A 25851-nucleotide genomic window follows, 5' to 3' on the forward strand; every position below is an offset into this window, starting at 1 on the left:
CAATGGGAGAGGGGTGGGACGCCATCACGCGGCCTTGCGCCGGCGCCACAGCCACAGAGCCAGTACGCCGAGGGTCAGCAGCAGCGGCACGGCAAGGATATTGGCCAGCTTGAGGGTGCGACCCAGCGCCTCGATGTCGGCATTGAGCTGGAAACGCACCTCGCGCAGTTCCTTGCGGATACGCAGCTTCTCATCGAGGAACTGCTGCACCGCCGCCTGCTGCTCGGGGGTCAGCTCCAGGGCCTTGCTCGGGTCCTGCTGCTGCAGCGAGGCGAGCTTCTGGTCGGTCTCGGCCAGGCGCTTCTGCAGGTCCTCTTCCTTGACCCGGAACTGCGCCTCGGCCTCACGCTGCAGCGCCTCGACCACCTCGAACGGACGGCTGAAACGCCCCCGCGAGCGCACGCTGATCAGCGCATCGCTGCCAGCCAGGTTGTCCAGCGCATTGATGGCGAAACCGGCGTTGTCGGCGAACGGCTGCGGCACGCGCTGACCGAAGAAGTCCTGCACCTGCACCCACATGCGGTCGGTCAGCAGGTCGGTGTCGGCCACGGCGATCACGTTGATGTTCTCGGCGGATTTCAGGCCATCCTTCTGCCCCTCGATACCGTTGGGGTAGGCGGACTGCGCGGGACCGCTGATGCGCGCGGCGATGGCGTAGCGCTCGCCGGTCGGCTCCAGGTCACGCATCAGCTCGCCGGGATTGGCCAGCATGCTGAAACGCGCCGCCTCGAACGGCATGGCGTACTCGGAACTCTGCAGCAGCGGCACGAACTGGGTCTTGGCGCCCTCGATCGGCTCCAGGATACCGCTGGTGGCAATGTTGATGGTCTCCAGACCGGCCGTAGCCACGTCCTCCTGGCTCATCGCACGCTGCGGCAGCGCCAGCCAGGCAGCATGACGGGCCGGCGGCTGGCCCTGGCCCATGCTCACCGACAGCGCGTAGGAGCCATCACCGAGCACCTTATCCGGCACCATGCGCAGGCCCCAGGCCTTGAACAGCGGCTCCAGGTCGGACGACTTGCCGGCATCGTCACCCGGCATCATCGGTACGGCATTGTCCGCCTCGGCCAGCGGGTCGACGAACACCAGCAGCTTGCCGCCTCGCAGGACGAACTGATCGATGGCGTACAGGGTCGCCTCCGGCAGGCTCTTCGGGTGCACCAGCAGCAGTACCGAGACCTCATCCGGGATCTTGTCGATGCCGGCCTTGAGGCTGTCGATCTTGAACAGCTGACGGACTTCCTCCATCACCATCCAGGGTGCGGTGGGCTGGCGCGCCATCATGTCGAAGCCGCCATTGAGCTGCAGCCCGGAGAGCAAGCCGATCACCGGCCGCTCTGGCTTGGCCAGGCCCTGCACCAGCTGGCTCAGCTGGTATTCGAGGAACTCCTCCTGGTCCAGCGGGAAGAACGGGATGATCTGCTTGTCGTCCACCGCGTTGGTGCCCGCCAGGCCGAAGTAGATCTGCTCGCCGCTCTGGTTCGCCGGTACGGCCTGCAGGCCGAAGCCGGCGGCCTTGTCCTCGTCCTCGGAGAAAGGCTCGGGGTCGACGATGTGCAGCTTGATCTTGCCATTCGCCGCACGCTCGTAGGCCTTGAGCATCTCTTCCACGCGCACCGCGTAGTTGCGCAGCACCGGCAGGTCGCGGGCGGCCTTGTCGGAGTAGAAGAAGTACAGGTTGATCGGCTCGTCGAGCTCGCCAAGGATGCGCTCGGTGCCTTCGGAGATGGTATAGAGCTTCTGCTCGGTCAGGTCCAGGCGGGCATTGCCCAGGCCCAGGGCCGAGAGCATGTTGAAGGCCAGGAAGGCCACGGCGATCAGCAGCAGGCCGGCGCCGGAATACATCAGTTTCTTCATGGTCAGTCAGCCTTCTTCAGATCGACCACGATGGCGGTGGCGGCAAGCCAGGCGGCCATCAGGGATATGAAATAGAGCAGGTCGCGCAGGTCGATCACGCCCTTGCTGATCGCGTCGAAGCGGGTCAGGAAGCTCAGCGAGGCGACCGCGTCGAGCAGCCATTGCGGAGCCCAGGACAGCGCATCGAGCACCATCGGGAAGCCGCTGACGATGAACAGGAAGCAGGCGCTGACGGCGAGGATGAAGGCGATCACCTGGTTCTTCGCCAGGGCCGACATGCACGAGCCAATGGCCAGGTAAGAGCCCGCCAGCAGCCAGCTGCCGAAGTAGCCGGTGAAGATCGCGCCGTTGTCCGGCTCCCCCAGGTAGTTGACCGTGATGATCATCGGGAAAGTCAGCAACAGGGCGATGCCGGCGAACACCCAGGCGGCGAGGAACTTGCCCAGCACCGCGTCGGCACGGGTGATCGGCAGGGTCATCAGCAGCTCGATGGAGCCTGACTTGCGCTCCTCGGCCCACAGGCGCATGGCAATCGCCGGCACCAGGAACAGGTACAGCCAGGGGTGGAAGTTGAAGAACGGTGCCAGGTCCGCCTGGCCGCTTTCGTAGAAGCCGCCCAGGTAAAAAGTGAAGACCCCGGACAGCACCAGGAAGATCAGGATAAACACGTACGCAAGAGGGGTAGCGAAATAGCTGGCCAGCTCGCGCTTGAAGATCACGGGCAACTGTTTCATGCCGCTTCTCCCCGGGTCAGGCTGCGGAACACTTCATCGAGCCGGCCACGCTCCACGTCCAGCTCCTTCACCTGCCAGCCACGCTGGCGAATCAGCTCGTTGACCTGCGGGAAGATCACCTGGCCAGGCGCGGCCAGCAGGGTCAGGCTGCCCTCGGCGTTGTCTTCCACGCCGGCCACGCCCGGCAGGGCGGCCAGCGCCGCGCGGTCCAGCTCGCCCTCGGCGACCAGGGTCACGGCCTGGTGGTAGCGCGAGCGGCTCTCCAGCTCCATTGGGGTGCCATCGGCCACCAGCTTGCCGGCGGCAATCACCACGGCGCGGGTGCACACCGCCGACACTTCTTCGAGGATGTGGGTGGAAATGATCACGATCTTGTCCTTGGCCAGGCTCTGGATCAGCTTGCGCACCTGGTGCTTCTGGTTCGGGTCGAGGCCGTCGGTGGGCTCGTCGAGGATCAGCACGCGCGGATCATGCAGGATCGCCTGGGCCAGGCCGACACGGCGCTTGAAGCCCTTGGACAGGGTCTCGATGCTCTGCTCCAGCACCTTGTCCAGCTCGACCTGCTCGACCGCACGCTGCACCCGCTGCTTTTTCTCGGCACCGCGATAGCCACGCACTTCCGCGATGAACTCGAGGAAGCCGCGCACCGTCATGTCGCCATAGCAGGGCGCGCCTTCCGGCAGGTAGCCGATCTGCTGCTGGGCCTTGAGGGTGTCGCTCTGGATATCGAAGCCGAGAATGCTGGCGGTACCGGAGGTCGGCGCCAGGAACCCGGTGAGCATCTTCATGGTGGTGGATTTACCGGCCCCGTTGGGGCCGAGGAAGCCCAGCACTTCCCCCTGCTGGACCTGAAAACTGAGGCCATCGACGGCCGTATGGTGGGCAAAACGCTTGGTTAGATTTTTTATTTCGATCATGGCTCTCATCCCGACGGGAGAAACCCCGGGCCATGCTGACCACGGGGGCCCTGCAAACGCTGGCGGACTATAAAAGTCGACCTGCGGCATGGCAAGACAGCGGCTTTTAGGAAAAGTTGCAGCGCCATCGCTGTCGTCCCGCAGGCCAGTAACGACGCGGCATCGGGTGAACACTTGTACCGGCGGCGCTTTTGCCGCAGCGGGGCGAATGCGGCACACTAGCTGCCCCGAGCGCATGCTCGTTTTTTCACAGCCGCAATCTATGACCCGCTCCCCGCTCCGCCGCCTCGCCTTTGGTGCCCTGCGTCGCCTGCTGTTCCTCTGGGTACGCTCGGAAACCATCAACCAGTCGTCCTTCAACCTGCGCCTGGATCGCAGCAAGCCGGTGTTCTACGTGCTGCAGCAACCCTCGGCGGCGGACCTGGCGGTGGTGGACCGGGAATGCAGCAAGGCCGGTCTGCCGCGCCCGGTACTGCCGGTGGCGATCGGCGAGCAGATGGAGCCGGCGGCGTTCTTCTACCTGACCCGCTCGCCCAGCTGGTTCGGCGGCCACGACAAGCGCGGCGCGCCGCCCACCCTGCAGCGCATTCTCGCCAGCCTCGACGGCAACGCCCTGGACGACGCACAGATCGTCCCGGTCAGCGTGTTCTGGGGGCAGTCGCCGGACCGCGAGACCAGCCCCTGGAAGCTGCTGTTCGCCGACACCTGGGCCGTCACCGGACGCCTGCGCAAGCTGGTCAGCATCCTGATCCTCGGGCGCAAGACCCGCGTGCAGTTCTCCGCGCCGATCCACCTGCGCGAGCTGCTCGACCAGAACAAGGGCCGCGAGCGCACCCTGCGCATGGTCCAGCGCATCCTCCGTGTGCACTTCCGCAACCTGAAGACCGCGGTGATCGGCCCCGACGTGTCGCACCGCCGTAACCTGGTCAAGGGCCTGATCCACGGCCCGCTGGTGCGCCAGGCCATCGCCGAGGAAGTCGAGCGCGACAAGATCAGCGTCGAGAAGGCCGAGGCCAAGGCCCTGCATTACGGCAACGAGATCGCCTCGGACTACACCTACACCGCCATCCGCTTCCTCGAGACGGTGCTCAGCTGGTTCTGGAACAAGCTGTACGAGGGCATCCAGGTCAACCACCTGGAGGCGGTGCGCGACATCGCCCACGGCCACGAGATCATCTACGTGCCCTGCCACCGCAGCCATATCGACTACCTGCTGCTGTCCTACCTGCTGTTCCGCAACGGCCTCACGCCGCCGCACATCGCCGCCGGCATCAACCTCAACATGCCGGTGGTCGGCGGCATCCTGCGCCGCGGTGGCGCCTTCTTCATGCGCCGCACCTTCAAGGGCAACCCGCTGTACACCGCGGTATTCAACGAGTACCTGCACACCCTGTTCAGCAAGGGCTTCCCGGTCGAGTACTTCGTCGAGGGCGGGCGCTCGCGCACCGGCCGCACCCTGCAACCGAAGACCGGCATGCTGGCCATCACCCTGCGCAGCTTCCTGCGCTCCAATCGCCTGCCGATCGCCTTCGTGCCGGTCTATATCGGCTACGAAAGGGTGCTGGAGGGCCGTACCTACCTGGGCGAGCTGCGCGGCGCGGCGAAGAAGAAGGAGTCGATCTTCGACATCTTCAAGGTCATCGGTGCCATCCGTAAGCAGCGTTTCGGCAGCGTGCACGTCAACTTCGGCGAGCCGATCAAGCTGGCCGAGTTCCTCGACGCCGAGCAGCCGGGCTGGCGCACCCAGGACCACGGCGAGCAGTTCCGTCCGGCCTGGCTGAACGCCACCACCAACCGCCTTGGCGCCAAGGTGGCGCAGCACCTCAACGAGGCGGCGGCGATCAATCCGGTCAACCTGGTCGGCCTGGCCCTGCTCTCCACCAGCAAGCTGGCGCTGGACGAAAAGGCCTTGGCGCGCGTGCTCGACCTGTACCTGGCGCTGCTGCGCAAGGTGCCCTACTCGCCCCATGCCACCCTGCCGGAAGGCGACGGCCAGGACCTGATCCGCTATGTGCAGAGCATGGACCTGCTGGCCGAACAGAAGGATGCACTGGGCAAGATCCTCTATCTGGACGAGCAGAACGCCGTCCTGATGACCTACTACCGCAACAACGTGCTGCACGTGTTCGCCCTGCCCGCCCTGCTGGCCAGCTTCTTCCTCAGCAGCTCGCGCATGAGCCGCGAGCAGATCCTGCGCTACTGCAGCGCGCTCTACCCCTACCTGCAGTCGGAGCTGTTCATCCGCTTCACCCAGGAGGAACTGGAAGGCGTGGTTGACCAGTGGCTGGAGGCCTTCGTCGAACAGGGCCTGCTGCGCCGCGAGGACGACATGTTCATCCGCCCGGCGCCCAGCTCGCGGCAGTTCGTCCTGCTCACCCTGCTGGCCCGCGCCATCGTGCAGACCCTGCAGCGCTTCTACATGGCCACCGCCCTGCTGCTCAACGCCGGGCAGTACGCCCTGTCCGCCGAGGAGCTGGAGAACCTCTGCGTGGTCATGGCCCAGCGCCTGTCGATCCTGCATGGCCTCAACGCCCCGGAGTTCTTCGACAAAAGCCTGTTCCGCCACTTCATCCAGACCCTGCTCGACCAGGGCGTGCTGCGCCAGAACGGCGAAGGCAAGCTCAGCCACCACCCGCAGCTCACCGAACTGGTGGAGGGCGTGGCCAAGCGCGTGCTGCCGGCGGAAATCCGCATGTCGATCCGCCAGGTGGCGCTGGAGCGAGGAGAAGAACCACAGACGCCGGCCTAACGGGCAAGGCCCCGCGCCAGCCGCCATCCCATGCTATAGAGTTAGTGCGGGACAACGCGAAACAGCAGCCAGCCGGCTTCACCCAGCCCGCACAGGGCTGGCGATGAGGAGGTGTCGATGCGCGTGATGATCGTGGACGACGATCCCTGGCTGGCCGATCTGCTCAAGCAACTGGTGCAGAGCGTTCGCCCAGCAGCCGAGATCGAGTGCCATGGGCAACTGCAAGGCGCCATCGCAGCCTACAACCAGCACACCTACGACCTGATCCTGGCGGACTGGAATCTGCCGGATGGCAGCGGCATTGATCTGCTGCGCCATATCCGCAGGACCAGCGCCAGCCTGCCGCTGATACTGGTCACGGGGCGTTCCGACCGCGACAGTGTCATGGCGGCCAGGCCGCTGCACATCAACGCCTACATCACCAAACCCTTCGACATTCCCAAGGTGCAGGACTGCATCGACCAGTTGCTCCCCAAGAGCACTGCCAGCAGACCCTCCTCCCAGGAGGCGCCCGACTTCCTGACGCATCTGGCCCGCCTATCGCCCGCCGAGCTGGACCTGCCCCTGCTGAACGGGGTGAAGGAGAAGCTGAAGCGGGTCAGCCAGGGCGTCCCAATCGACTTTCGCGAGCTCATCGCCAGCTGGCAGCACGATGCCGCCCTGTGCGCCTATCTGATTTCAGCCGCCAACAGCGCGGCCTATGGCGGCTCCGGCAGCCCCTGCAATAGCCTGGGCGAAGCGCTGCACCGACTGGGCGGCAAGACCAGCCTCAACCTGGCCGTCGCGATGGCGCTGCGGCAAGCCTCGGTCAGCAGCAATCTGCTGATCGAGGTGATGCTCGAGGACCATCTGAAAGCCGCGGAGCGCCTGGCCGAACAGGTAGTGACGCTGGCCAGACAATGCGATATCGAGCCCGCGCCCCTGCAGATCGCCGCCTTGCTGCACCGCATCGGCGAACTGTGCGTATTGCTGCAGGCCCAGCAATGGGTGGCACGCGATCAGGATGTGGACGACAACCAGTTGCTGAGTGCCCTGAGCGAGCACGCGCGCTCGTTCGCCATCGCGCTGAAGACTCACTGGGGTCTGCCGATGTCACTGCGGGAGCTGATCGGAGCGGTCTATGCGCTACCGCAGGTACAGGTGCACCGGGAGCAGGTACTGATGCGCCTGGCGGCGGCCATTTGCCAGGATGAGCCCGACGCGACCGTCGATCGCCTCAAGCATCTCGCCGGGATTAGCTGATACAGGTGGTCTAAGCTCACCGGGAGAAACGGAATTCCGGAGCAGACATATGCCCTCGTCAGTGTTCAGCTCGCTCCCGACAATCCTGATTGTCGACGACCAGCCCAGTGATGCGCTGATCCTCAAGGAAGCCGTGGCCGATCTGGGCGATGCGCTGGTGGCTCGCGATGGATCGATGGCACTCGACATTGCACGGTTTCGCCGCCCAGACCTGATCCTGCTGGACATTCAGCTACCCGGTACAAATGGCTTTGAACTGTGCCGCCAGCTGAAAGCCGATCCCAAGCTGTGTGACGCCGCCGTCATGTTCGTGACCAGCCACACGCAGGCCGACAATGAAATCCGTGCACTTGAACTGGGCGGCGTCGACTTCATCCAGAAGCCTCTCAGCATTCCGGTGGTCAGGGCCCATGTCAAAGCGCACCTGAACCTGCGTAACGAAGCCAAGCGGCTGGCCTACTTCGACGCCCTCACGGGCCTGCCCAACCGCAGCCTGCTGATGGACAGGGCTACCCAGGCCATGCAGAAGGCGCACAGAAACATGGGCAAGGTCGCGCTGTTGCTGCTCGATCTGGACAACTTCAAGGGCATCAACGACACGATGGGCCATGCCCAGGGCGACGCGGTACTCAAGGAGATTGCCGCCCGACTCAGCCGGTGCGTGCGCAGTATCGACACCATCGGCCGCCCCGGAGGGGATGAATTCGTCATCCTGCTGCCCGAGGTAACCCGCCTGGAATCGGTCAGCGATTTCGCCGAACGGGTACTGCAAACCCTGGCCACGCCCATGCGGATCGACAACAACCGCTACGACCTGTCCGCAAGTATGGGCATCAGCATTTTCCCCGACGACAGCGACGATCTGGAGTCCCTCTATCGTCATGCGGACTCGGCCATGTACCTGGCCAAGAAACAGGGCCGTAATCGCTATCGCTTCTTCTCCCAGGCGATCGAGAGCAGCAGCCGCGCCCGCCACCTGCTCGAAGGCCACATGCGCCGAGCCGTGGAACAGGGAGTCTTCGAGGTTTTCTACCAACTCAAAAGGGATACACAACACAACCGCCCCTGCGGCATCGAGGCACTGATCCGCTGGCGAAAGGCTGACGGCACACTGATTTCTCCCAACGACTTTATTCCACTGGCAGAAGAAACCGGCCTCATCGTGCAAATCGGCAAACAGGTGCTGGTCAAGGCCTGTAACGATGCTCAGCGCCTGCGCGCGGAGGGGCTTGAGCTACCGGTCAGCGTCAACATCTCGACCGTACAGTTTCGCGAAGAAGCCTTTCTGGCCATGGTCACCGGTATTCTGGAACAGACGGGGCTGCCGCCTCATCTGCTGGAGCTGGAAATCACCGAGGGGGTGCTGGCCGAAGACATCGTGCTCACCCGTCAACTGCTCAAGGACCTCAAGGCGCTGGGTATCAACATCGCCATTGACGACTTCGGCACCGGCTACTCCAGCCTTCTCTATCTGAAGCAGCTGCCCATCGACGTGCTGAAGATCGATCAGAGCTTCGTGCGCGACATGCTGGTCAGCCCCCGGGATACGGCCATCGTCGAGGCCATCATTCGGCTTGCCCAGGCGTTGCATCTCGACCTGGTTGCCGAGGGGGTCGAGGCGATCGAACAGGCCCAGCGCCTGCAGGAGCTGGGCTGCTCGGTGATGCAAGGCTACCTGTATGCCCGCCCGGTACCCTTTGACGACCTGGTTCGGAGCCTGCTGGACCACGCCGAACGGCAGCAGAGTCATGGTTTCTGAAGCCGCGACAGGACATCCAAATCGATGATCAACACGTCGCTGTTGCGCAGCCCCGCCATCCTGCTGACGCTGTGCGCCGGTATCGCGGTTTCAGCGGCAGGAGCACTGTGGCTGCAGCATGCCAATCAGCGGCAGGCGCAAGAGGCGCTGCAACGGGCAACCGAGCTGGCAGCCGATGCCGTGCATAAACGCATGCAGCTCTATCAGTACGGCCTCAGGGGCGCGCGCGGGGTCGTTGTCACCAGCGGCCCGCAAGGCCTGAGTCGGGCGCTCTTCCACCGGTACAGCCAAACACGTGACATTGCGCGCGAGTTCCCAGGTGCCAGAGGCTTCGGCTTTATCCGCCGCGTGCCGCGATCAGCCGAAGCGTCGTTTCTCAACCAGGCCCGAGCCGACGGCGCACCCGACTTTGCCATCCGCCATCTGGCCGCCCACGATGGCGAGCGTTTCGTGATTCAGTACATCGAACCGCAAACACACAATCTGCCCGCCGTCGGCCTGGACATTGCTTCCGAAGACAACCGTCGCGATGCCGCCCTGGCTGCACTGCGCAGCGGTGAAGTGAGAATCACCGGCCCCATCACCCTGGTCCAGGCCACGGGTAGCCCGCTGCAATCGTTCCTGGTTCTGCTACCGATCTACGAGACGGTGACGACTCCAGACAGCGAAGAAGCGCGCATGCGCCATGGCATTGGCTGGAGTTATGCGCCCCTGTTGACCAAGGACGTACTGCACGGCCTGGCGCTGCACAGCCAGGACACGGTGCTGCGCCTGAGCGACATCACCCGGCAGGACCGCCCCGTGCTGTTCTTCGAGAACGACATGGCCTCCGGCAACAACCGGCCGATCATGCGTCACGCGGTGGAGCGCGACATTTTCGGGCGCCGCTGGCTCATCGAACTTGCCGCCCACCCGCAGTTCCTGCTGCCGCTCCAGCAGCGTTCCCCCACCACGGTTCTGCTGGTGGGCATACTGGTCAGCCTGATGCTGGCGACCCTGGCCGGCGCGATCACCATCAACCGGCAGCGCCGCCAGCTGATCAATGTCAGCCAGGCCAAGCTGGCCGCGATCGTGGAAAGCTCGAGCGATGCCATCATCGGCAAGACGCCCGAAGGTGTGATCAGCAGCTGGAACCGGGGGGCCGAACGGATCTTTGGCTACTCCGCCGAGCAGGCCATTGGCAGAAACATCCTGGAGCTGCTGGTCCCCAGCCACCTCAACGATGAGGAACTGGACATCCTGCGGCGCATTGCAGCCGGCGAACGCATCACCCACCTGGAAACGCAACGGCAACGCCAGGATGGCGAACTGATCGAGGTATCGGCGGCTGTTTCCCCGATTCTCGACGAGAACGGCCGGGTCGTCGGAGCCTCCACCACCATTCGCGACAACACACGGCAGAAGGCAGCAGAAGCGCGCATCCTCGAACTGAACGCCAGCCTGGAACAGCAGGTTGCAGAGCGCACGGCGCAGCTGCGCAAATCCAACCTGCTGCTAAACAACGTGCTGGACTCCGCGTCGGAGGTGTCGATCATCGCCACCGATACGGACGGCCTGATCACGCTGTTCAACCGTGGTGCAGAGCGGATGCTGGGCTACACCGCCGAGGAGATGATCGGCCTGCAGAACCCAGCCATCCTGCACCTGGCCGAGGAAGTGGCGGCGCGCAGCGAGATGCTCAGCGAGGAAGCGGGATACCCGGTGGAGGGGTTCCGCGTTTTTGTCCACAAGCCCGAGCGAGACGGCGCGGAAACCCGCGAGTGGACCTATGTTCACAAGAGCGGCCAGCACCTGAAAGTCTCGCTGGCAGTCACCGCCATGCGCGACACACAGGGTTCGGTGGTCGGCTATCTGGGCATTGCCCTCGACATCACGCAACGCAAGATCGCGGAGAAACGCCTGGGAGCCCTGCTCGAGACAACCCGAGCCATTCTCGATACGGCAGTCAACCCAGTGCTGACCTTTGACCGCGACGGACTGATCCAGCAGCTCAATCCGGCGGCGCGCCGCGCCTTCGGTCTGGGCCACAATGTCTGCGGCAGCCTGCACGAGCTGATAGCCCCGGGCTCGCGCGAACGCCTGACCCTGCTCATCGACAAGGCGATACACGCCCCGCATACCCACCTCTCCGAAGAGCTCATCGGGCGGCGAGACAACGGCGAGGAGTTCCCGCTGCAGCTCTCGTTGGGCAGCATGCGCGGCGAAAGGGACATGCTGGTCTGCGTCATCACCGATCTGAGTCAGCAAGTCCAGCTACGCCAGGAACTGCTGGCCGCCCGCGATCAGCTGCTGATGGCCGCGGAGGTGGCCGAACTGGGTATCTGGACCTGGACCCTGGCCGACAACAGCCTGCAATGGAATGAGCGCATGTTCGAGCTTTACCAGCAGCCGCCGGCGCTGCAGCAAAGCGGCCTGAGCTACGAGCACTGGTACTCGCGCGTGCACCCGCAAGACGTCGAGTCCACCGCCGCAAAGCTGGACGCCGCCGTTCGCAATGAAGGCATCTACGACCCTGTTTTCCGCATCGTCAGACCGGACGGCAGTACCCGCATCATCCAGGCAGGCGCACAGGTCGAGCGCGACGCCGATGGCAACGCCATTCGAGTTACCGGCATCAATCTGGACATCACCGCTCAGCATGAAGCCGAGACACGCCTGCGCGAGTCCCGGGATCGCGCCGATGCCGCCAATGCCGCCAAGAGCGCCTTCCTGGCCAACATGAGTCATGAAATTCGCACGCCGATGAATGCGGTGCTGGGCATGCTGCAGCTCGTCCAGGCGACCGACCTCAGTCCACGCCAGCTCGATTACGTGCAGAAGGCCCGCAGTGCCGCCCAATCCCTGCTGGGCCTGCTCAACGACATACTCGACTATTCCAAGATCGAGGCCGGCAAGCTGCACCTCGAACTGCATCCGTTCGAACTTGATCGCCTGATGCGCGACTTGGCAATCGTACTGGCCGGCAACCAGGGCAGCCGAGACGTCGAAGTGATGTTCGATATAGACGCAGCGCTGCCAGGAGCGCTGATTGGGGACAGCCTGCGGCTGCAGCAGATTCTGGTCAATCTGGCCGGCAATGCCCTGAAATTCACCGAGCGAGGCCAAGTGGTCGTCAGCCTCAAGCAGCTTGAACGACAGGATGACCAGGTCACCCTGAGGGTCGCTGTCAGCGACACCGGCATCGGCATCGCCCAGGAGCAGCTGCAACGCATCTTCGAGGGATTTACCCAGGCCGAGGCCTCGATCAGCCGGCGCTTTGGCGGCACCGGACTCGGTCTGGTGATCTGCAAGCGGCTGGCCGAATTGATGGGCGGCACACTGCAGGTGCAGAGCAGCCCCGGGCACGGCAGCCGCTTCTGGTTCGACATCACGCTGGCCATTGCAGAGCCGGACTCCCTGCGCAGCAGTTGCCTGGCGGTCGACAGCGACCTGCGCCTGCTGGTGGTTGATGACAACGAAGCGGCACGCGAGATTCTGCTGAGAACGGTGACCGCACTTGGCTGGCATGCTCAGGGCGTGGACAGCGGCAGCCAGGTGGCGAGCCTGGTAGCCAAGGCGGCAGAGGAGCAACGCCCGTTCGATATCGTGCTGATGGACTGGCGCATGCCGGACATGGACGGCATGGCGGTCGCGCGCGACCTGCAGCAACGCGGCCCCGGCCGCACACCCCTGATTATCATGATCACGGCTTACGGCCGGGAGGTACTCGCCGACATCCAGCAAGAGGGTGAGCCGCCTTTCGCAGCCTTCCTGACCAAACCCGCCACCCCGCAACAACTGGCCGAAACCATCCAGCAGGCCCTCTACGACCTGAGCACGCCGACAAAAGCGCCTCAGTATCAGCCATCGACCAGACTCCAGGGGTTGAGGGTGCTGGTCGTCGAGGACAACGCCCTCAATCGCCAGGTGGCCTACGAACTACTGACGGGTGAAGGTGCCAGCGTGGTGTTGGCCGATGGCGGCCAAGCCGGCATCGATTCGGTGCTGGCCGAAGGCAGTCGCTTCGACGCCGTGCTGATGGACATTCAGATGCCCGATATCGATGGTCTGGAAGCTACTCGCGAAATTCGCCGCCACCCCGAGCAAAGCGAGCTGCCGATCATCGCCATGACCGCCAATGTGTCACAGAGCGACCGCAGCGAATGCCTGCTTGCCGGCATGCAGGATCACATCGGCAAACCCATCGATCTCGAGCAACTGGTTTCCACGCTGCTCCACTGGACACGCGGCACCCCTTCAGCCTCGCCGTTCCGAGCAGCATCCGATCAACTGCTGGAGCCCAGGGATGCCATCATCAAGCGCTTCGGCGGCAATATCGACCTGCTGCGCAACGTGCTGCGTGGCTTCGAGCCAGAGATGCGCAAACAATTGCAGGCGTTGCGCGAACACATGGCGGCCGGTGACATCGCACATACCTTGGCGGCGCTGCACACGCTCAAGGGTAGCTCCGCCACCATGGGTGCCCATCAGCTTTCACAGTATGCCGCCGCACTGGAAGCGCAACTGAAGCAGCTGGATGAATCCGCGCAACTGGCCTGTCTGGCCCGCAGCGAGATCGGATCAGAGCTGGAGCAGTTGCTCGACAGCAGCGTGAGCCAGTTGCTGGCCGCCTTCGGCATATCCGCGCCCGCAGACACAGCCACCTCAGGCAGGTGAAACAAACCACGCACGTTGCCCGCGCATCGCCAGCGCGCTTGCGTCGGGCCGGTGAACGCTGCACGCTGACAGCCTATTCCCCAATTGCACTGCTCCACACCGAGGAACGCTCATGCGAGTTATCACCACCCTGACTACCGGCCTGCTGCTATCGGCCAGCGCCTTTGCCCTGTCCCTCTCCGACCTGACCCAAAGCGATGCCAGCGGTGGCCTGAAGGATGCACTGACCCAGGGCGCGCAGATCGCCGTCAAGCAGCTCGGCAAGCCGGGCGGCTTCAGCGACAACGACGAAGTGCGCATCGAACTGCCGGGCAAACTCGGCAAGGCCGCGCAGACCATGAAAATGATGGGCATGGGCGAACAGGTCGAGGAGCTGGAAGCGAGCATGAACAAGGCCGCCGAAGCCGCCGTGCCGCAGGCCCAGGCGATCCTGGTGGACGCGGTGAAGAAAATGACCGTATCCGATGCCAAGGCCATCCTCGCCGGCGGCGAGGACTCCGCCACCCAGTACCTGAACAAGAGCAGCCGCGAGCAGATCCGCGCCAAGTTCCTGCCCATCGTCAAGCAGGCCACCGACAAGGTCGGCGTCGCCCAGCAGTACAACAGCTTTGCCGGCCAGGCGGCCGCCCTCGGCGTGGTCGATGCGAAGAGCGCCAACGTCGAGAACTACGTGACCGAGAAAGCCCTGGACGGCCTGTTCAAGATGATCGCCGAGCAGGAAGCGAGCATCCGCCAGAACCCGGCCGGCGCAGCCACCAGCCTGGCGAAGAAGGTGTTTGGCGCGCTGTAAGGAGATCGGCGACACGAACTGGCGGCAGCCTGATCCTCTAGCCTGCTCACGATGTCTGCCGTAACCCGGATGCAATCCGGGAAGCAGGCCACTCAGCCCCGGATTGCATCCGGGCTACAGAAAGCAAAAGCCCGGCAGATGCCGGGCTTTTTTGTGGCCGGGCTTGTGGCCCTGCCGGGTGCCGGAACGAGCCGGCCTGGGGTCGTAACGCCTCGTACCGGGCGGGTAAGCCCCCACGGTGGGTGTACGCGGCGTGGCGCCGGGCGGAGATCCGCCGGCACCGGGAGTGGGCGCCTCGCGGCGCCCGGAAACTGAAGGTGTCGCGACAGCATGCCAGGGAAAGCTTTCAGCACGCTTTCCCTGACGCGACCTGTTCGGTCAGCTATCGCGGGGTTTCAACCGATGGTCATCAGGCTGGCGTTGCCGCCGGCCGCCGCGGTGTTCACGCTCAGCGCATGCTCGATCAGCAGGCGCTCCAGCGGAATGTCGGTTTCGCCCTTGTTCAGGCCGTGCACGCTGACGATGGCGCCCTTGCGCTGGGCCGCCAGCTGGCTGACCTCGCGCAGCTGGTCGGAGTCGCCGTGATGGAGGATGGCGTCGAACTCGACATCGATCGCCGTCCAGTCGGCCACGGTGGCGATGCGCTTCTGCACCTCCTTGGGCAGCGCGGCGAGCAGCTCGCGCTGGCGCTCCGGCAGCAACGCATGGCTGCCAACGGCCAGGGTCGCGGCCAGTTGCGCCAGCAGGTCGCCACGCTCCTCGGCCAGGCACAGTACACGCTCACGCGGCAGCAGGGTGTAGGTGTTGCGCTCACCGGTCGGGCCGGTCAGTACATGGCTGGTGTAGCTCTGCGACAGTTCGCCGTACTGCTGGAACAGCGCGGCCACGGCCGGCTCCTCCTTGGTTGCCCAGGTGGCGAAGGCGGCACGCGCCTTCTCCAGTTCGGCCGGAGCGCCCAGGGCATGTACGTTGTCGCCCTTGAGCTGCTGGGCCACGGCATCCTGCGGGCGGGTCGACAGCAGGCGATACAGGTACAGCGGGCCACCGGCCTTCGGACCGGTACCGGAGAGGCCTTCCCCCCCGAACGGCTGCACGCCGACCACGGCGCCAACGATGTTGCGGTTGACGTAGAGGTTGCCGACCTTGGCGCCATCCACCACCTGGGCGATGGTCTCGTCGATGCGGGTATGCACGCCGAGGGTCAGGCCGTAGCCGCTGTCGTTGATCTGCTGCAGCAGGTTGCCCAGCTCGGCGCGCGGGTAGCGCACCAGGTGCAGCACGGGACCGAAGATTTCGCGCTTCATCTCGTCGAAGCTGTCCAGTTCGATCAGGGTCGGCAGCACGAAGGTGCCGCGCTTGATCTCGTCGGCATCGGCGCGGGCAGCCTGGAACACCTTGCGGCCCTTCTCGCGCATGGTGGCGATGTGCGCTTCGATACCGGCCTTGGCCTCGGCGTCGATCACCGGGCCGATGTCGGTGTGCAGGCGCTCCGGCGAGCCGATGCGGTACTCGGCCATGGCGCCCTTGAGCATCTCGATCACGCGGTCGGCCACGTCATCCTGCACGCACAGCACGCGCAGGGCCGAGCAACGCTGGCCGGCACTGTCGAAGGCGGAGCTGACCACATCGACCACCACCTGCTCGGCCAGGGCCGAGGAGTCGACGATCATGGCGTTGAGGCCGCCGGTCTCGGCGATCAGCGGAATGGTGCGACCCTGTGCGTCCAGGCGCCCGGCGATGTTGCGCGCGAGGATGCCGGCCACCTCGGTGGAGCCGGTGAACATCACGCCGCGCACGCGCTCGTCACCCACCAGGCGGGCGCCGACGGTTTCGCCGCGCCCCGGCAGCAGCTGCACGGCACCGCCGGGCACGCCGGCATCGAGGAGGATGCGCACGGCCTGGGCAGCGATCAGCGGGGTCTGCTCGGCCGGCTTGGCCAGTACGGTATTGCCGGCAGCCAGCGCGGCAGCCACCTGACCGGTGAAGATCGCCAGCGGGAAGTTCCACGGGCTGATGCACACCACCGGGCCTAGCGGGCGGTGGCTGTCGTTGCCAAAGGCACGGGCCTGGGCGGCGTAGTAGCGCAGGAAGTCGACCGCCTCGCGCACCTCGGCGATGGCGTTGGCAAAGGTCTTGCCAGACTCACGCACCAGCAGACCCATCAGTTGCTGGATTTCTGCTTCCATGCGGTCGGCGGCGCGCTCCAGTACGGCGGCGCGCTCGGCGGCCTGGGTCGACTGCCAGATCTGCCCGCTGGCCTGGGCGCAGAGGATCGCGCTCTTGACGTCGGCCTCGCTGGCCTCGTGCACATGGCCGACCAGGTCGCGGTGATCGGCCGGGTTGCGCACCGGTTCGGCCGGCCCCGGGTTCGGCGTGTCGCAGCCGAGGATCGGCGCGGCAACATAGGCGGTGTTGGTGGACGACAGCAACGCCGAACTCAGCGAGCCCAGGCGATGTTCGTTGGCCAGGTCGATGCCTTCGGAGTTCAGGCGCGCGTCGCCGTACAGGTCACGCGGCAGCGGAATGCGCGGGTGCGGCAGACCGAGGGTGCCTTCCTGCGCGGCCATGCGCTCGACCTGCTCGACCGGGTCCAGCACCAGTTCCTTGAGGGAAATGCTGTGGTCGGCGATGCGGTTGACGAAGCTGGTGTTGGCGCCGTTTTCCAGCAGGCGACGGACCAGGTAGGCCAGCAGCGTTTCGTGGCTGCCGACGGGGGCGTAGATGCGGCACGGCCGGTTGAACTTGCCGTCGGCGACCTTGCCCACCACCTGCTCGTACAGCGGCTCGCCCATGCCGTGCAGGCACTGGAACTCGTACTGGCCCGGGTAGTAGTTCTGCCCGGCGATCTGGTAGATGGCCGACAACGAGTGGGCGTTGTGGGTGGCGAACTGCGGGTAGATGGCTTCCGGCACGGCCAGCAGCTTGCGTGCGCAGGCGATGTAGGAGATGTCGGTGTAAGGCTTGCGGGTGTACACCGGGTAGCCTTCCAGGCCTTCGACCTGGGCGCGCTTGATCTCGCTGTCCCAGTAGGCGCCCTTGACCAGACGGATCATCAGGCGATGGCGGCTGCGCTTGGCCAGGTCGATGACGTAGTCGATCACGTACGGGCAGCGCTTCTGGTAGGCCTGGATGACGAAGCCGATGCCGTTCCAGCCGGCCAGCTCGGGGGCGAAGCACAGGCGCTCGAGCAGATCGAGGGAGATTTCCAGGCGGTCGGCTTCCTCGGCGTCGATGTTCAGGCCGATGTCGTATTGCTTGGCCAGCTTGGTCAGGCCCAGCAGGATCGGGTACAGCTCGTCCATCACGCGGTCGTACTGGGCGCGGCTGTAGCGCGGGTGCAGCGCGGACAGCTTGATCGAGATGCCCGGGCCTTCGTAGATGCCGCGGCCATGCGAGGCCTTGCCGATGGCGTGAATGGCCTGCTCGTAGGAGGCCAGGTAACGCTTGGCATCGTCCTCGGTCAGCGCGGCTTCGCCGAGCATGTCATAGGAGTAGCGGAAGCCCTTGCTCTCCATGCTGGAGGCATTGGCCAGGGCCTCGCCGATGGTCTCGCCGGTGACGAACTGCTCACCCATCAGGCGCATGGCCATGTCCACGCCCTTGCGGATCACCGGCTCGCCGCTCTTGGCGATGATGCGGTTGAGCGCCGAAGTCATGCCGGCTTCGTTGTGGGTGGACACCAGTTTGCCGGTGATCAGCAGGCCCCAGCTGGCGGCGTTGACGAACATCGACGGGCTCTGGCCGAGGTGCTGGCTCCAGTTGCCGTTGGCGATCTTGTCGCGAATCAGCGCATCGCGCGTGGCCTTGTCCGGGATGCGCAGCAGCGCCTCGGCCAGGCACATCAGCGCCACGCCTTCCTGCGACGACAACGAGAATTCCTGCAGCAGGCCCTGCACCAGGCCCTGGCGGCCGCCGGCGCTCTTCTGGTTGCGCAGCTTCTCGGCGATGCCGAGGGCCATCTTCTGGGTGGCTTCGGCCTGATCCTGCGGCAGGCGCGCCTGCTCCAGCAGCATCGGCAGCGCCTCGGTCTCCGGGCGGCGGTAGGCACCGGTGATGGCCGCGCGCAGCACGGACTGCGGCAGGATGCTTTCGGCGAAGTCGAGGAATACCTGCAGGGCCTGCTCGCCCAGGTTCTCCACCGCCTCTTCGCCGGCCGCAGCTGCCAGGCCGGAATGCTCGGCCGGGGTCAGGCCACCTTCCACCTGCTCCAGATAGTTGAAGATCGCTTGCTTGATCAACCAGTGCGGTGTGCGATCAAGGGACTGGGCAGCTTGCTTCAGACGTTCACGGGTGGCGTCGTCGAGTTTCACGCCAAGGGTGGTGGTGGCCATTGCTTATCCTGTTTCGGTTGAGTGCGCTGCGGCGCGTGGCGGAAGAGTAAACCGCTCGCAGGAAAAGGTGCAACCTTGTGCAACCATTGCTTCCGACGAGAGGCAAACCAAGTGCAACCAATATCTCGAACAGAACTACAGACAACCTTAGACCCGCACAGCCGACTTACGGCGCAACCCGATAGGCGTGCGCCGCCAAAGAAAAAGCCCGGCACGGGCCGGGCTTTTTCTCAACGCAGCGCCTAGCGCTCCACTTCCTTGACCCGGAACCAGGCCGCGTACAGCGCCGGCAGGAACAGCAGCGTCAGCGCCGTGGCGACGATCAGGCCACCCATGATGGCCACCGCCATCGGCCCGAAGAACACACTGCGCGACAACGGAATCATCGCCAGAACCGCCGCCAGGGCGGTCAGCACGATGGGGCGGAAGCGCCGCACCGTGGCCTCGATGATGGCATGCCAACGATCCTGGCCCGCGGCGATGTCCTGTTCGATCTGATCGACCAGGATCACCGAGTTGCGCATGATCATGCCGGACAGGGCAATGGTGCCGAGCATGGCGACGAAGCCGAATGGCTGCTGGAACACCAGCAGGAACAGGGTCACGCCAATCAGCCCCAGCGGCGCCGTGAGGAACACCATGGCCGTACGCGACATGCTCTTGAGCTGCAGCATCAGCAGGGTCAGCACCACCAGGATAAACAGCGGGACGCCGGCATTGACCGACTTCTGGCCACGCGCCGACTCCTCCACGGTCCCACCCACTTCCAGCAGGTAGCCGTCAGGCAACGCGGCGCGGATCGGCTCCAGGGTCGGCATGATCTGCTTGAGCAGCGTCGCCGGCTGCTCGCCACCATAGATGTCGCCCAGGATGGTCACGGTCGGCAGGCGATCGCGACGCCAGATCACGCCCTCCTCGAAACCGTATTCCAGGGTGGCGATCTGTGACAGGGCCACGCTCTTGCCACTGCTGGTCGGCACCGCCAGGCTCGGCAGCAGCTCCAGCGCCTGGCGCTCACGCACGGTGCCGCGCAGGAGGATCTCGATCAGCTCGTTGTCCTCGCGGAACAGGCTGACGCTGGAGCCGGTCAGCGAACTTTGCAAGAAGCTCGACAGGTCGGCACTGCTCACCCCCAGGGCACGCGCGCGCTCCTGGTCGATATTCAGGTAAACCACCTTGCTCGGCTCTTCCCAGTTCAGGTGGACGTTGGCCACGTGACTGTTCTCACGCACCTTGGCCGCCACCTCGCGGGCGATGGCACGCACTTCGTCGATGTGCTCGCCGCTGACCCGCAGCTGGATCGGGAAGCCCACGGGCGGGCCGTTTTCCAGGCGCGAGACGCGGGTACGGGCGAACGGGAAGTCTTCATTCATCACCTCGATCAGCCAGGTGCGCAGCTTCTCGCGATCCTCGATGCTCTTGGCCAGGATGACGAACTGGGCGAAACGGGTCGCCGGCAGCTGCTGATCCAGCGGCAGGTAGAAGCGCGGCGAACCGGTGCCGACGTAGGCCACGTAGTTGTCGATGCCCTCATGCTCCTTGAGCTTGGCCTCCAGGCGCCTGACCTGCTCCTCGGTGGCCTTGAGCGACGAGCCCTCGGTGAGCTTGATGTCGACCATCAGCTCCAGGCGCCCGGAAGCCGGGAAGAACTGCTGTGGCACGAAGCGGAACAGCAGCAGCGAGACGACGAACAGGCCGATGGTGATGAGGATCACCGTCTTGCGCCGGCGTACGCACCACTCCACCACCTCGCGCACCGTCTGGTAGAAGGTCGTCGAATACGGATCATGGCCCTGCGCGCTGCCGCCATGCTTCTTCGCATGCAGCTTGGCCAGGTCCGGCAGCAGGCGGTCGCCCAGATAGGGCACGAAGACCACGGCAGCGATCCAGGACACGATCAGGGCGATGGCCACCACCTGGAAGATCGAGCGGGTGTACTCGCCGGTGCCGGACTGCGCGGTGGCGATCGGCAGGAAGCCGGCGGCGGTGATCAGGGTGCCGGTGAGCATCGGGAAGGCCGTGCTGGTCCAGGCGTAGCTGGCCGCGCGCAGCCGGTCATAGCCCTGCTCCATCTTGATCGCCATCATCTCCACCGCAATGATCGCGTCGTCCACCAGCAACCCGAGCGCCAGCACCAGTGCGCCCAGGGAAATCTTGTGCAGACCGATGCCGAAGTAATGCATCAGGGCGAAGGTCATCGCCAGCACCAGCGGGATGGACAGCGCCACCACCAGGCCGGTGCGCAGGCCGAGGGAGAAGAAACTCACCAGCAGCACGATGATCAGCGCTTCCACCAGCACGCGGACGAACTCGCCCACGCCGGTTTTCACCGCGGCAGGCTGGTCGGACACCTTGTGCAGCTGCATGCCCAGCGGCAGGGTTTCCTGCAGGCGCGCGAACTCGCGCTCCAGGGCCTCGCCCAGCACCAGGATGTCACCGCCGCTCTTCATCGATACGGCGATGCCGATGGCATCCTCGCCCATGAAGCGCATGCGCGGCGCGGGCGGATCATTGAAGCCGCGGTAAACCTCGGCCACATCCCCCAGACGGAAGGTGCGGTCACCGACGCGGATCGGGAAATCGCGAATCTCGTCCACCGAGGTGAAGCGCCCCGACACACGCATCTGCACGCGGTCGGTTGGCGTCTCGAAGAAGCCCGAATACGCCACCGCATTCTGCTCGTCCAGCGCCTGCTGCACCGCCGCCAGCGGCAAGCCGAGGGTGGCCAGCTTGACGTTGGACAGCTCGATCCAGATCTTCTCATCCTGCAGACCAATCAGCTCGACCTTGCCCACATCCTTGACCCGCTGCAGCTGCAGTTGCAGGCGATCGGCGTAATCCTTCATCACGGCATAGTCGAAACCTTCGCCGGTGAGTGCGTAGATATTGCCGAAGGTGGTGCCGAACTCGTCGTTGAAGAAGGGGCCACGAATGCCGGGCGGCAGGGTGTGGCGGATGTCATTGACCTTTTTGCGGATCTGGTACCAGAGCTCGGGAATATCCTTGGAATGGATATTGTCGCGAGCCATGAAAGTGACCACCGACTCGCCCGGGCGCGAATAAGAGTTGATGTACTGGTAGTCGCCCGTCTCCATCAGCTTCTTTTCGATGCGCTCGGTGATCTGCCGCGAGACTTCTTCGGCGGTGGCGCCCGGCCAATCGGTGCGCACCACCATGGCCTTGAAGGTAAAGGGCGGGTCCTCGCTCTGGCCGAGCTTGGTGTAGGACAGCGCGCCGATCACCGCCAGCACGATCATGAAGTAGCGCACCACACTGCGGTTGCGCAGCGCCCACTCGGAAAGGTTGAAGGACATGGCTTACTCCTTGCCGACCAGCGCAACCACGCGGTTATCACGGTCCACCGGACGCACCTTCTGCCCGTCTAGCAGCACGTGCACGCCGGCAGCCACTACCCAGTCGCCCTCCTTCAGGCCTTCCAGGATCGACACACGCTCCTGGCCGTAGGCACCGACCCGCACAGGCGTACGCACCACCTTGGATTCCTTGGCATCGATGACCCAGACGAAGGGCTTGCCCTTCTCCGCGCTGAGCGCGGACAGCGGCACCGACAGCGGCACCTCGCCGTCGGCGGTGATCGAAACGCGAGCACTCTGCCCCACCTCGGCCTTGACCTTGGGATCGCTGAAGGTGACGCGTGCGGCAAAGGTGCGCGACTGCGCATCGGCGGCCGGCGACAGCTCGCGGATGCGCCCGGGGAACTGTTTGTCCGGTTGCGACCACAGCTCGATACTGACTTCCTGGCCGATGCGGAAGCGCTCCAGGGCATGCTCGGGCACACTGATCAGCACTTCGCGCTCGCCATCGGCGGCCAGGGTGAACACGGTCTGACCGGCAGCCACCACCTGGCCCACCTCGCCCAGACGGCGGGCGATCAGGCCATCCTGGGAGGCACGCAGCACCGAGTAACCGGCCTGGTTGCTGGCCACATCGAACTCGGCCTTGATCTGCTTAACCCGCGCCTCGCCGGCACGGTACTGGTTCTCCACCGTGTCGTACTGCGACTGGCTGATCAGCTGGCGGACCAGCAGGGTCTTGTAGCGGTCGCGCTCGGAACGCACCAGCTTGAGGTTGGCCTCGGCAGCATTGAGCTGGGCGCGGGCGGCCTCCAGCTGCAGCTTGACGTCTTGCGGGTCCAGTTCGGCCAGCGGCTGATCCTTGCGCACCCGGTCACCGGCATCCACCAGGCGCTTGGCGATCTTGCCACCGATGCGGAACGCCAGCTCCGGCTCGAAGCGCGCGCGCACTTCACCGGGGTAGGTATCCACCGCGTCAGCCGCCGGCAGCGGCTGCACCACCATGGCCGGGCGGGCCGGGGCCTCGACGGTTTCACCGTTGCCACAGGCAACCAGCAGGGAGATCAGCGACAGCGGCACAGCGAGGGACAAGGCATGACGGAGCATGATGGCGACCTTTCGCAAAAAGATGCTTGGAATACTTATACTGAGCGGTATAGTAAAAATAGCGTACTCACCAGTCCAGTATTAAAAAGCCAAATGTCCGACAAATCTTTTCCGCCCGCCGGTGGCCCCGGACGTCCCAAGGACCCGGCCAAGCGCCTGGCCATTCTCGAAGCGGCCAAGCGCCTGTTCATGCAGAACGGCTACGATGGCAGCAGCATGGATGCCATTGCCGCTGAAGCGGGCGTCTCCAAGCTCACGGTGTACAGCCATTTCACCGACAAGGAGACGCTGTTCGCCTGCGCGGTGGAATCCAAGTGTGCAGAGCAGTTGCCGCCGCTGTTCTTCGAGCTGCGCCCGGACAGCAGCATCGAACAGGCCCTGCTGACCATCGGTCGTGGCTTCAATGCCCTGATCAACAGCGAAGAGTCGCTGTCCATGCACCGCCTGATGGTGGCCCAGGGCGCACAGAACCCGCAGCTTTCGCAACTGTTCTTCAATGCCGGCCCACAGCGCGTGATCGATGCCATGCAGCGTCTGCTGGAGCAGGCCAACGCGTGCGGCCAGCTGCAAGTCGACAACCCGCAGCACGCCGCCGAGCACTTCTTCTGCCTGATCAAGGGCGGCTGCCACTTCCGCCTGATGATCGGCGTGGTTGCCCCGCCCAGCGCGGAGCAGGCCGAGGAGCATGTGCAGGAAGTGGTGCGGCTATTCGTGCGCGCCTATCAGGCCTGAGGCTTGAGGGCCTTCTTGGGATAGATGTCGTAGCGGCTGGATTTGCCTTCCAGCGCATAGCTGGGCTTGGCGCCTTCGATGATCGGCGCCTTGCGCGGGCGCTTCACCACCACCCGGTGGGTCGCCAGAGCCAGCGCCGCCTGCAGCAGCGCCGGGGCATCCAGATCATCGCCTACCAGCGGGCGGAACAGGCGCATCTCCTTCTTCACCAGGGCACTCTTGTCGCGATGCGGAAACATCGGGTCGAGGTAGATCACCTGAGGCGGCTCACCCTGCCAGTCGCGCATCAGCTCGATGGCATTGCCCTGCAGCAGGCGCATCTGCGCGGCGATCGGCGCCACCTCGGCATCCCGCTGCGCGCGCGCCAGGCCGTCCTCGAGCAGCGCGGCGATGATCGGTTGCCGCTCGCTCAGGGTCATCGCGCACCCCAGTGTGGCCAGGACAAACGCATCGCGGCCCAAACCCGCCGTGGCATCCAGCACGCTCGGCCGTACTCCGGGCTGCACGCCAACCGCCTTGGCAATCATCTGCCCACTGCCGCCGCCATACAGACGCCGGTGCGCCACCGCGCCCTCGACGAAGTCCACCCGCACAGGCCCCGGCGCCTGCGGCCCGAGCTCCGCCAGCTGCAGCCCCTCATCACCCAGCTGCAGGGCAAACTCGGCCTCGCCCCCTAGCGGCAGGCCCAGGCGCTCGGCCCAGGCACTGGCACCGTCGGCAAAGACTGGCCGCAGGGCCTCGACTCGGATTCTAGTGATAGGCCGCTCGTCGCTCATCAGGAAATATGCTCAAAAAACGCTCAATGACTACGGCACACGGCCGATAGCTGGAATGGTGCCCCATTTTGCCAGACGCGGCCGACTCCAGCCGCATCGAGTTCCATCATGATCGATTCGCTCTCCTCTGCTCGCCCCTCCACGCTGGACAGCCAGCTGGATGCCGGCCTGCGCAACTCCTTCGACTACCAGATACTGCGCCGCACCCTGATGCCCAAGGGAGAGCAGCTGCCCCCCGAACAGGCCGCCGCCAGGGTCGAAGAGGCCAGCCAGCCGACGCCGCCCACTGGGGGCCTGGTCGATGCCAGCGCCCAGGCCGCCCGCTTCCAGCAGGTACTGCAACAGCGTGAGCTGCAGCTGAACGTCACCACCAGCCCGCAGCCGCAGAAGACCGATCCGCTGGTGCTCGACCTCGCCGGCAACGGCTTCAGCACCCGCGGCCTGGACGATGCCGTGCGCTTCGATCTGGACGCCGACGGCCGCACGGACCGCATCAGCGCCCCCAGCGGCGACGACGCCCTGCTGGCGCTGGACCGCAACGGCAATGGCCGCATCGACGACGGCCGCGAGCTGTTCGGCGACCAGAACGGGGCCGCCAACGGCTTTGCCGAGCTGGGCAAGTACGACGACAACGGCGACGGCCGCATCGACCTGCAGGACGCCGTGTTCGAGCGCCTGCGCCTGCTGCGCTTCGACGCCGAGGGTCGCCAGCACAGCCAGAGCCTGAGCCAGGCCGGCGTCGCCGCCATCGAACTGGACGCGCGCGACGTCAAGATCGCCCTGGGCGCCTACGACGAGATCGCCCAGCTGGGCCGCTTCCAGTTCAGCGACGGCCGCAGTGGCGAGGCCGCCGACCTGCTGCTGGCACGCCGCTAAGCAGCTGCACG

14 protein-coding genes are annotated in these 25851 nt (G+C 65.1%); 7 read left to right on the forward strand and 7 right to left on the reverse strand.

From position 1 onward, the window contains the following. Nucleotides 1-24: 24 nt before the first annotated feature. Genes ACOAPY_RS16120 through ACOAPY_RS16130 form a run of 3 tightly spaced genes read right to left on the reverse strand, consistent with a single transcriptional unit; the run spans nucleotide 25 to nucleotide 3508 of the window. Entirely contained in the window at nucleotides 25-1857 is a 1833-nt protein-coding gene (locus ACOAPY_RS16120; RefSeq protein ID WP_465153983.1) for a GldG family protein, read from the reverse strand. Nucleotides 1858-1859: 2 nt separating this feature from the next. Then, a complete protein-coding gene (locus tag ACOAPY_RS16125) occupies nucleotides 1860-2591 on the reverse strand; it encodes an ABC transporter permease subunit (RefSeq protein ID WP_377740683.1) in 732 nt (243 codons plus the stop codon). Beyond that, entirely contained in the window at nucleotides 2588-3508 is a 921-nt protein-coding gene (locus tag ACOAPY_RS16130) for an ABC transporter ATP-binding protein (protein ID WP_465153984.1), read from the reverse strand. The genes ACOAPY_RS16125 and ACOAPY_RS16130 overlap by 4 nt, the downstream gene beginning before the upstream one ends. 262 nt (nucleotides 3509-3770) lie before the next feature. Between ACOAPY_RS16130 and plsB the strand changes: the two genes are divergently transcribed. The 5 genes from plsB to ACOAPY_RS16155 all read left to right on the forward strand — a co-directional run bounded on the left by plsB (nucleotide 3771) and on the right by ACOAPY_RS16155 (nucleotide 14704). Beyond that, nucleotides 3771-6257, forward strand: coding sequence for a glycerol-3-phosphate 1-O-acyltransferase PlsB (gene plsB / locus ACOAPY_RS16135; RefSeq protein WP_465153985.1), 2487 nt, complete (start codon nucleotides 3771-3773; stop codon nucleotides 6255-6257). Between the two features lie 117 nt (nucleotides 6258-6374). Further along, on the forward strand, nucleotides 6375-7499 hold the full coding sequence (locus ACOAPY_RS16140) for a response regulator (RefSeq protein ID WP_465153986.1): 1125 nt from the start codon (nucleotides 6375-6377) through the stop codon (nucleotides 7497-7499). A 49-nt stretch (nucleotides 7500-7548) separates the two neighbouring features. Continuing rightward, nucleotides 7549-9258, forward strand: a complete 1710-nt coding sequence (locus tag ACOAPY_RS16145; RefSeq protein WP_465153988.1) for a two-component system response regulator — start codon at nucleotides 7549-7551, stop codon at nucleotides 9256-9258. Nucleotides 9259-9282: 24 nt separating this feature from the next. Beyond that, complete coding sequence (locus tag ACOAPY_RS16150) at nucleotides 9283-13914, forward strand: PAS domain S-box protein (protein ID WP_465153989.1); 4632 nt, start codon at nucleotides 9283-9285, stop codon at nucleotides 13912-13914. 112 nt (nucleotides 13915-14026) lie between these two features. After that, nucleotides 14027-14704 (forward strand): DUF4197 domain-containing protein, encoded by a 678-nt coding sequence (locus ACOAPY_RS16155; protein ID WP_465153990.1) that lies wholly within the window; start codon nucleotides 14027-14029, stop codon nucleotides 14702-14704. A 395-nt stretch (nucleotides 14705-15099) separates the two neighbouring features. Here ACOAPY_RS16155 and putA read toward each other — a convergent pair whose 3' ends face one another. The 3 genes from putA to ACOAPY_RS16170 form a co-directional block, all read right to left on the reverse strand. Continuing rightward, nucleotides 15100-19035, reverse strand: coding sequence for a trifunctional transcriptional regulator/proline dehydrogenase/L-glutamate gamma-semialdehyde dehydrogenase (putA, locus tag ACOAPY_RS16160; protein ID WP_465153991.1), 3936 nt, complete (start codon nucleotides 19033-19035; stop codon nucleotides 15100-15102). Nucleotides 19036-19277: 242 nt separating this feature from the next. After that, nucleotides 19278-22349, reverse strand: a complete 3072-nt coding sequence (locus ACOAPY_RS16165) for an efflux RND transporter permease subunit (protein ID WP_465153992.1) — start codon at nucleotides 22347-22349, stop codon at nucleotides 19278-19280. A gap of 3 nt (nucleotides 22350-22352) precedes the next feature. Then, complete coding sequence (locus ACOAPY_RS16170) at nucleotides 22353-23456, reverse strand: efflux RND transporter periplasmic adaptor subunit (RefSeq protein ID WP_465153993.1); 1104 nt, start codon at nucleotides 23454-23456, stop codon at nucleotides 22353-22355. A gap of 93 nt (nucleotides 23457-23549) precedes the next feature. Here ACOAPY_RS16170 and ACOAPY_RS16175 point away from each other — a divergent pair, with 93 nt between their 5' ends. Next, nucleotides 23550-24188 carry a TetR/AcrR family transcriptional regulator gene (locus ACOAPY_RS16175; protein WP_465153994.1) on the forward strand — a complete coding sequence of 213 codons (639 nt, stop codon included), beginning with the start codon at nucleotides 23550-23552 and terminating at the stop codon, nucleotides 24186-24188. Here ACOAPY_RS16175 and ACOAPY_RS16180 read toward each other — a convergent pair. Beyond that, nucleotides 24179-24964: a class I SAM-dependent methyltransferase gene (locus ACOAPY_RS16180; RefSeq protein ID WP_465153995.1), complete on the reverse strand. Its 786-nt coding sequence runs from the start codon at nucleotides 24962-24964 to the stop codon at nucleotides 24179-24181. The two genes, ACOAPY_RS16175 and ACOAPY_RS16180, sit on opposite strands and share 10 nt — an antisense overlap. Before the next feature lie 108 nt (nucleotides 24965-25072). Here ACOAPY_RS16180 and ACOAPY_RS16185 point away from each other — a divergent pair, with 108 nt between their 5' ends. Then, the gene (locus ACOAPY_RS16185) at nucleotides 25073-25840 is read left to right on the forward strand and encodes a hypothetical protein (protein WP_465153996.1); all 768 of its coding nucleotides are present in this window, start codon (nucleotides 25073-25075) and stop codon (nucleotides 25838-25840) included. Nucleotides 25841-25851 lie beyond the last annotated feature (11 nt).

The sequence above is a fragment of the Pseudomonas stagnisoli genome (assembly GCF_048595745.1).
GTDB classification, from domain to species: Bacteria; Pseudomonadota; Gammaproteobacteria; order Pseudomonadales; family Pseudomonadaceae; genus Aquipseudomonas; species Aquipseudomonas alcaligenes_A.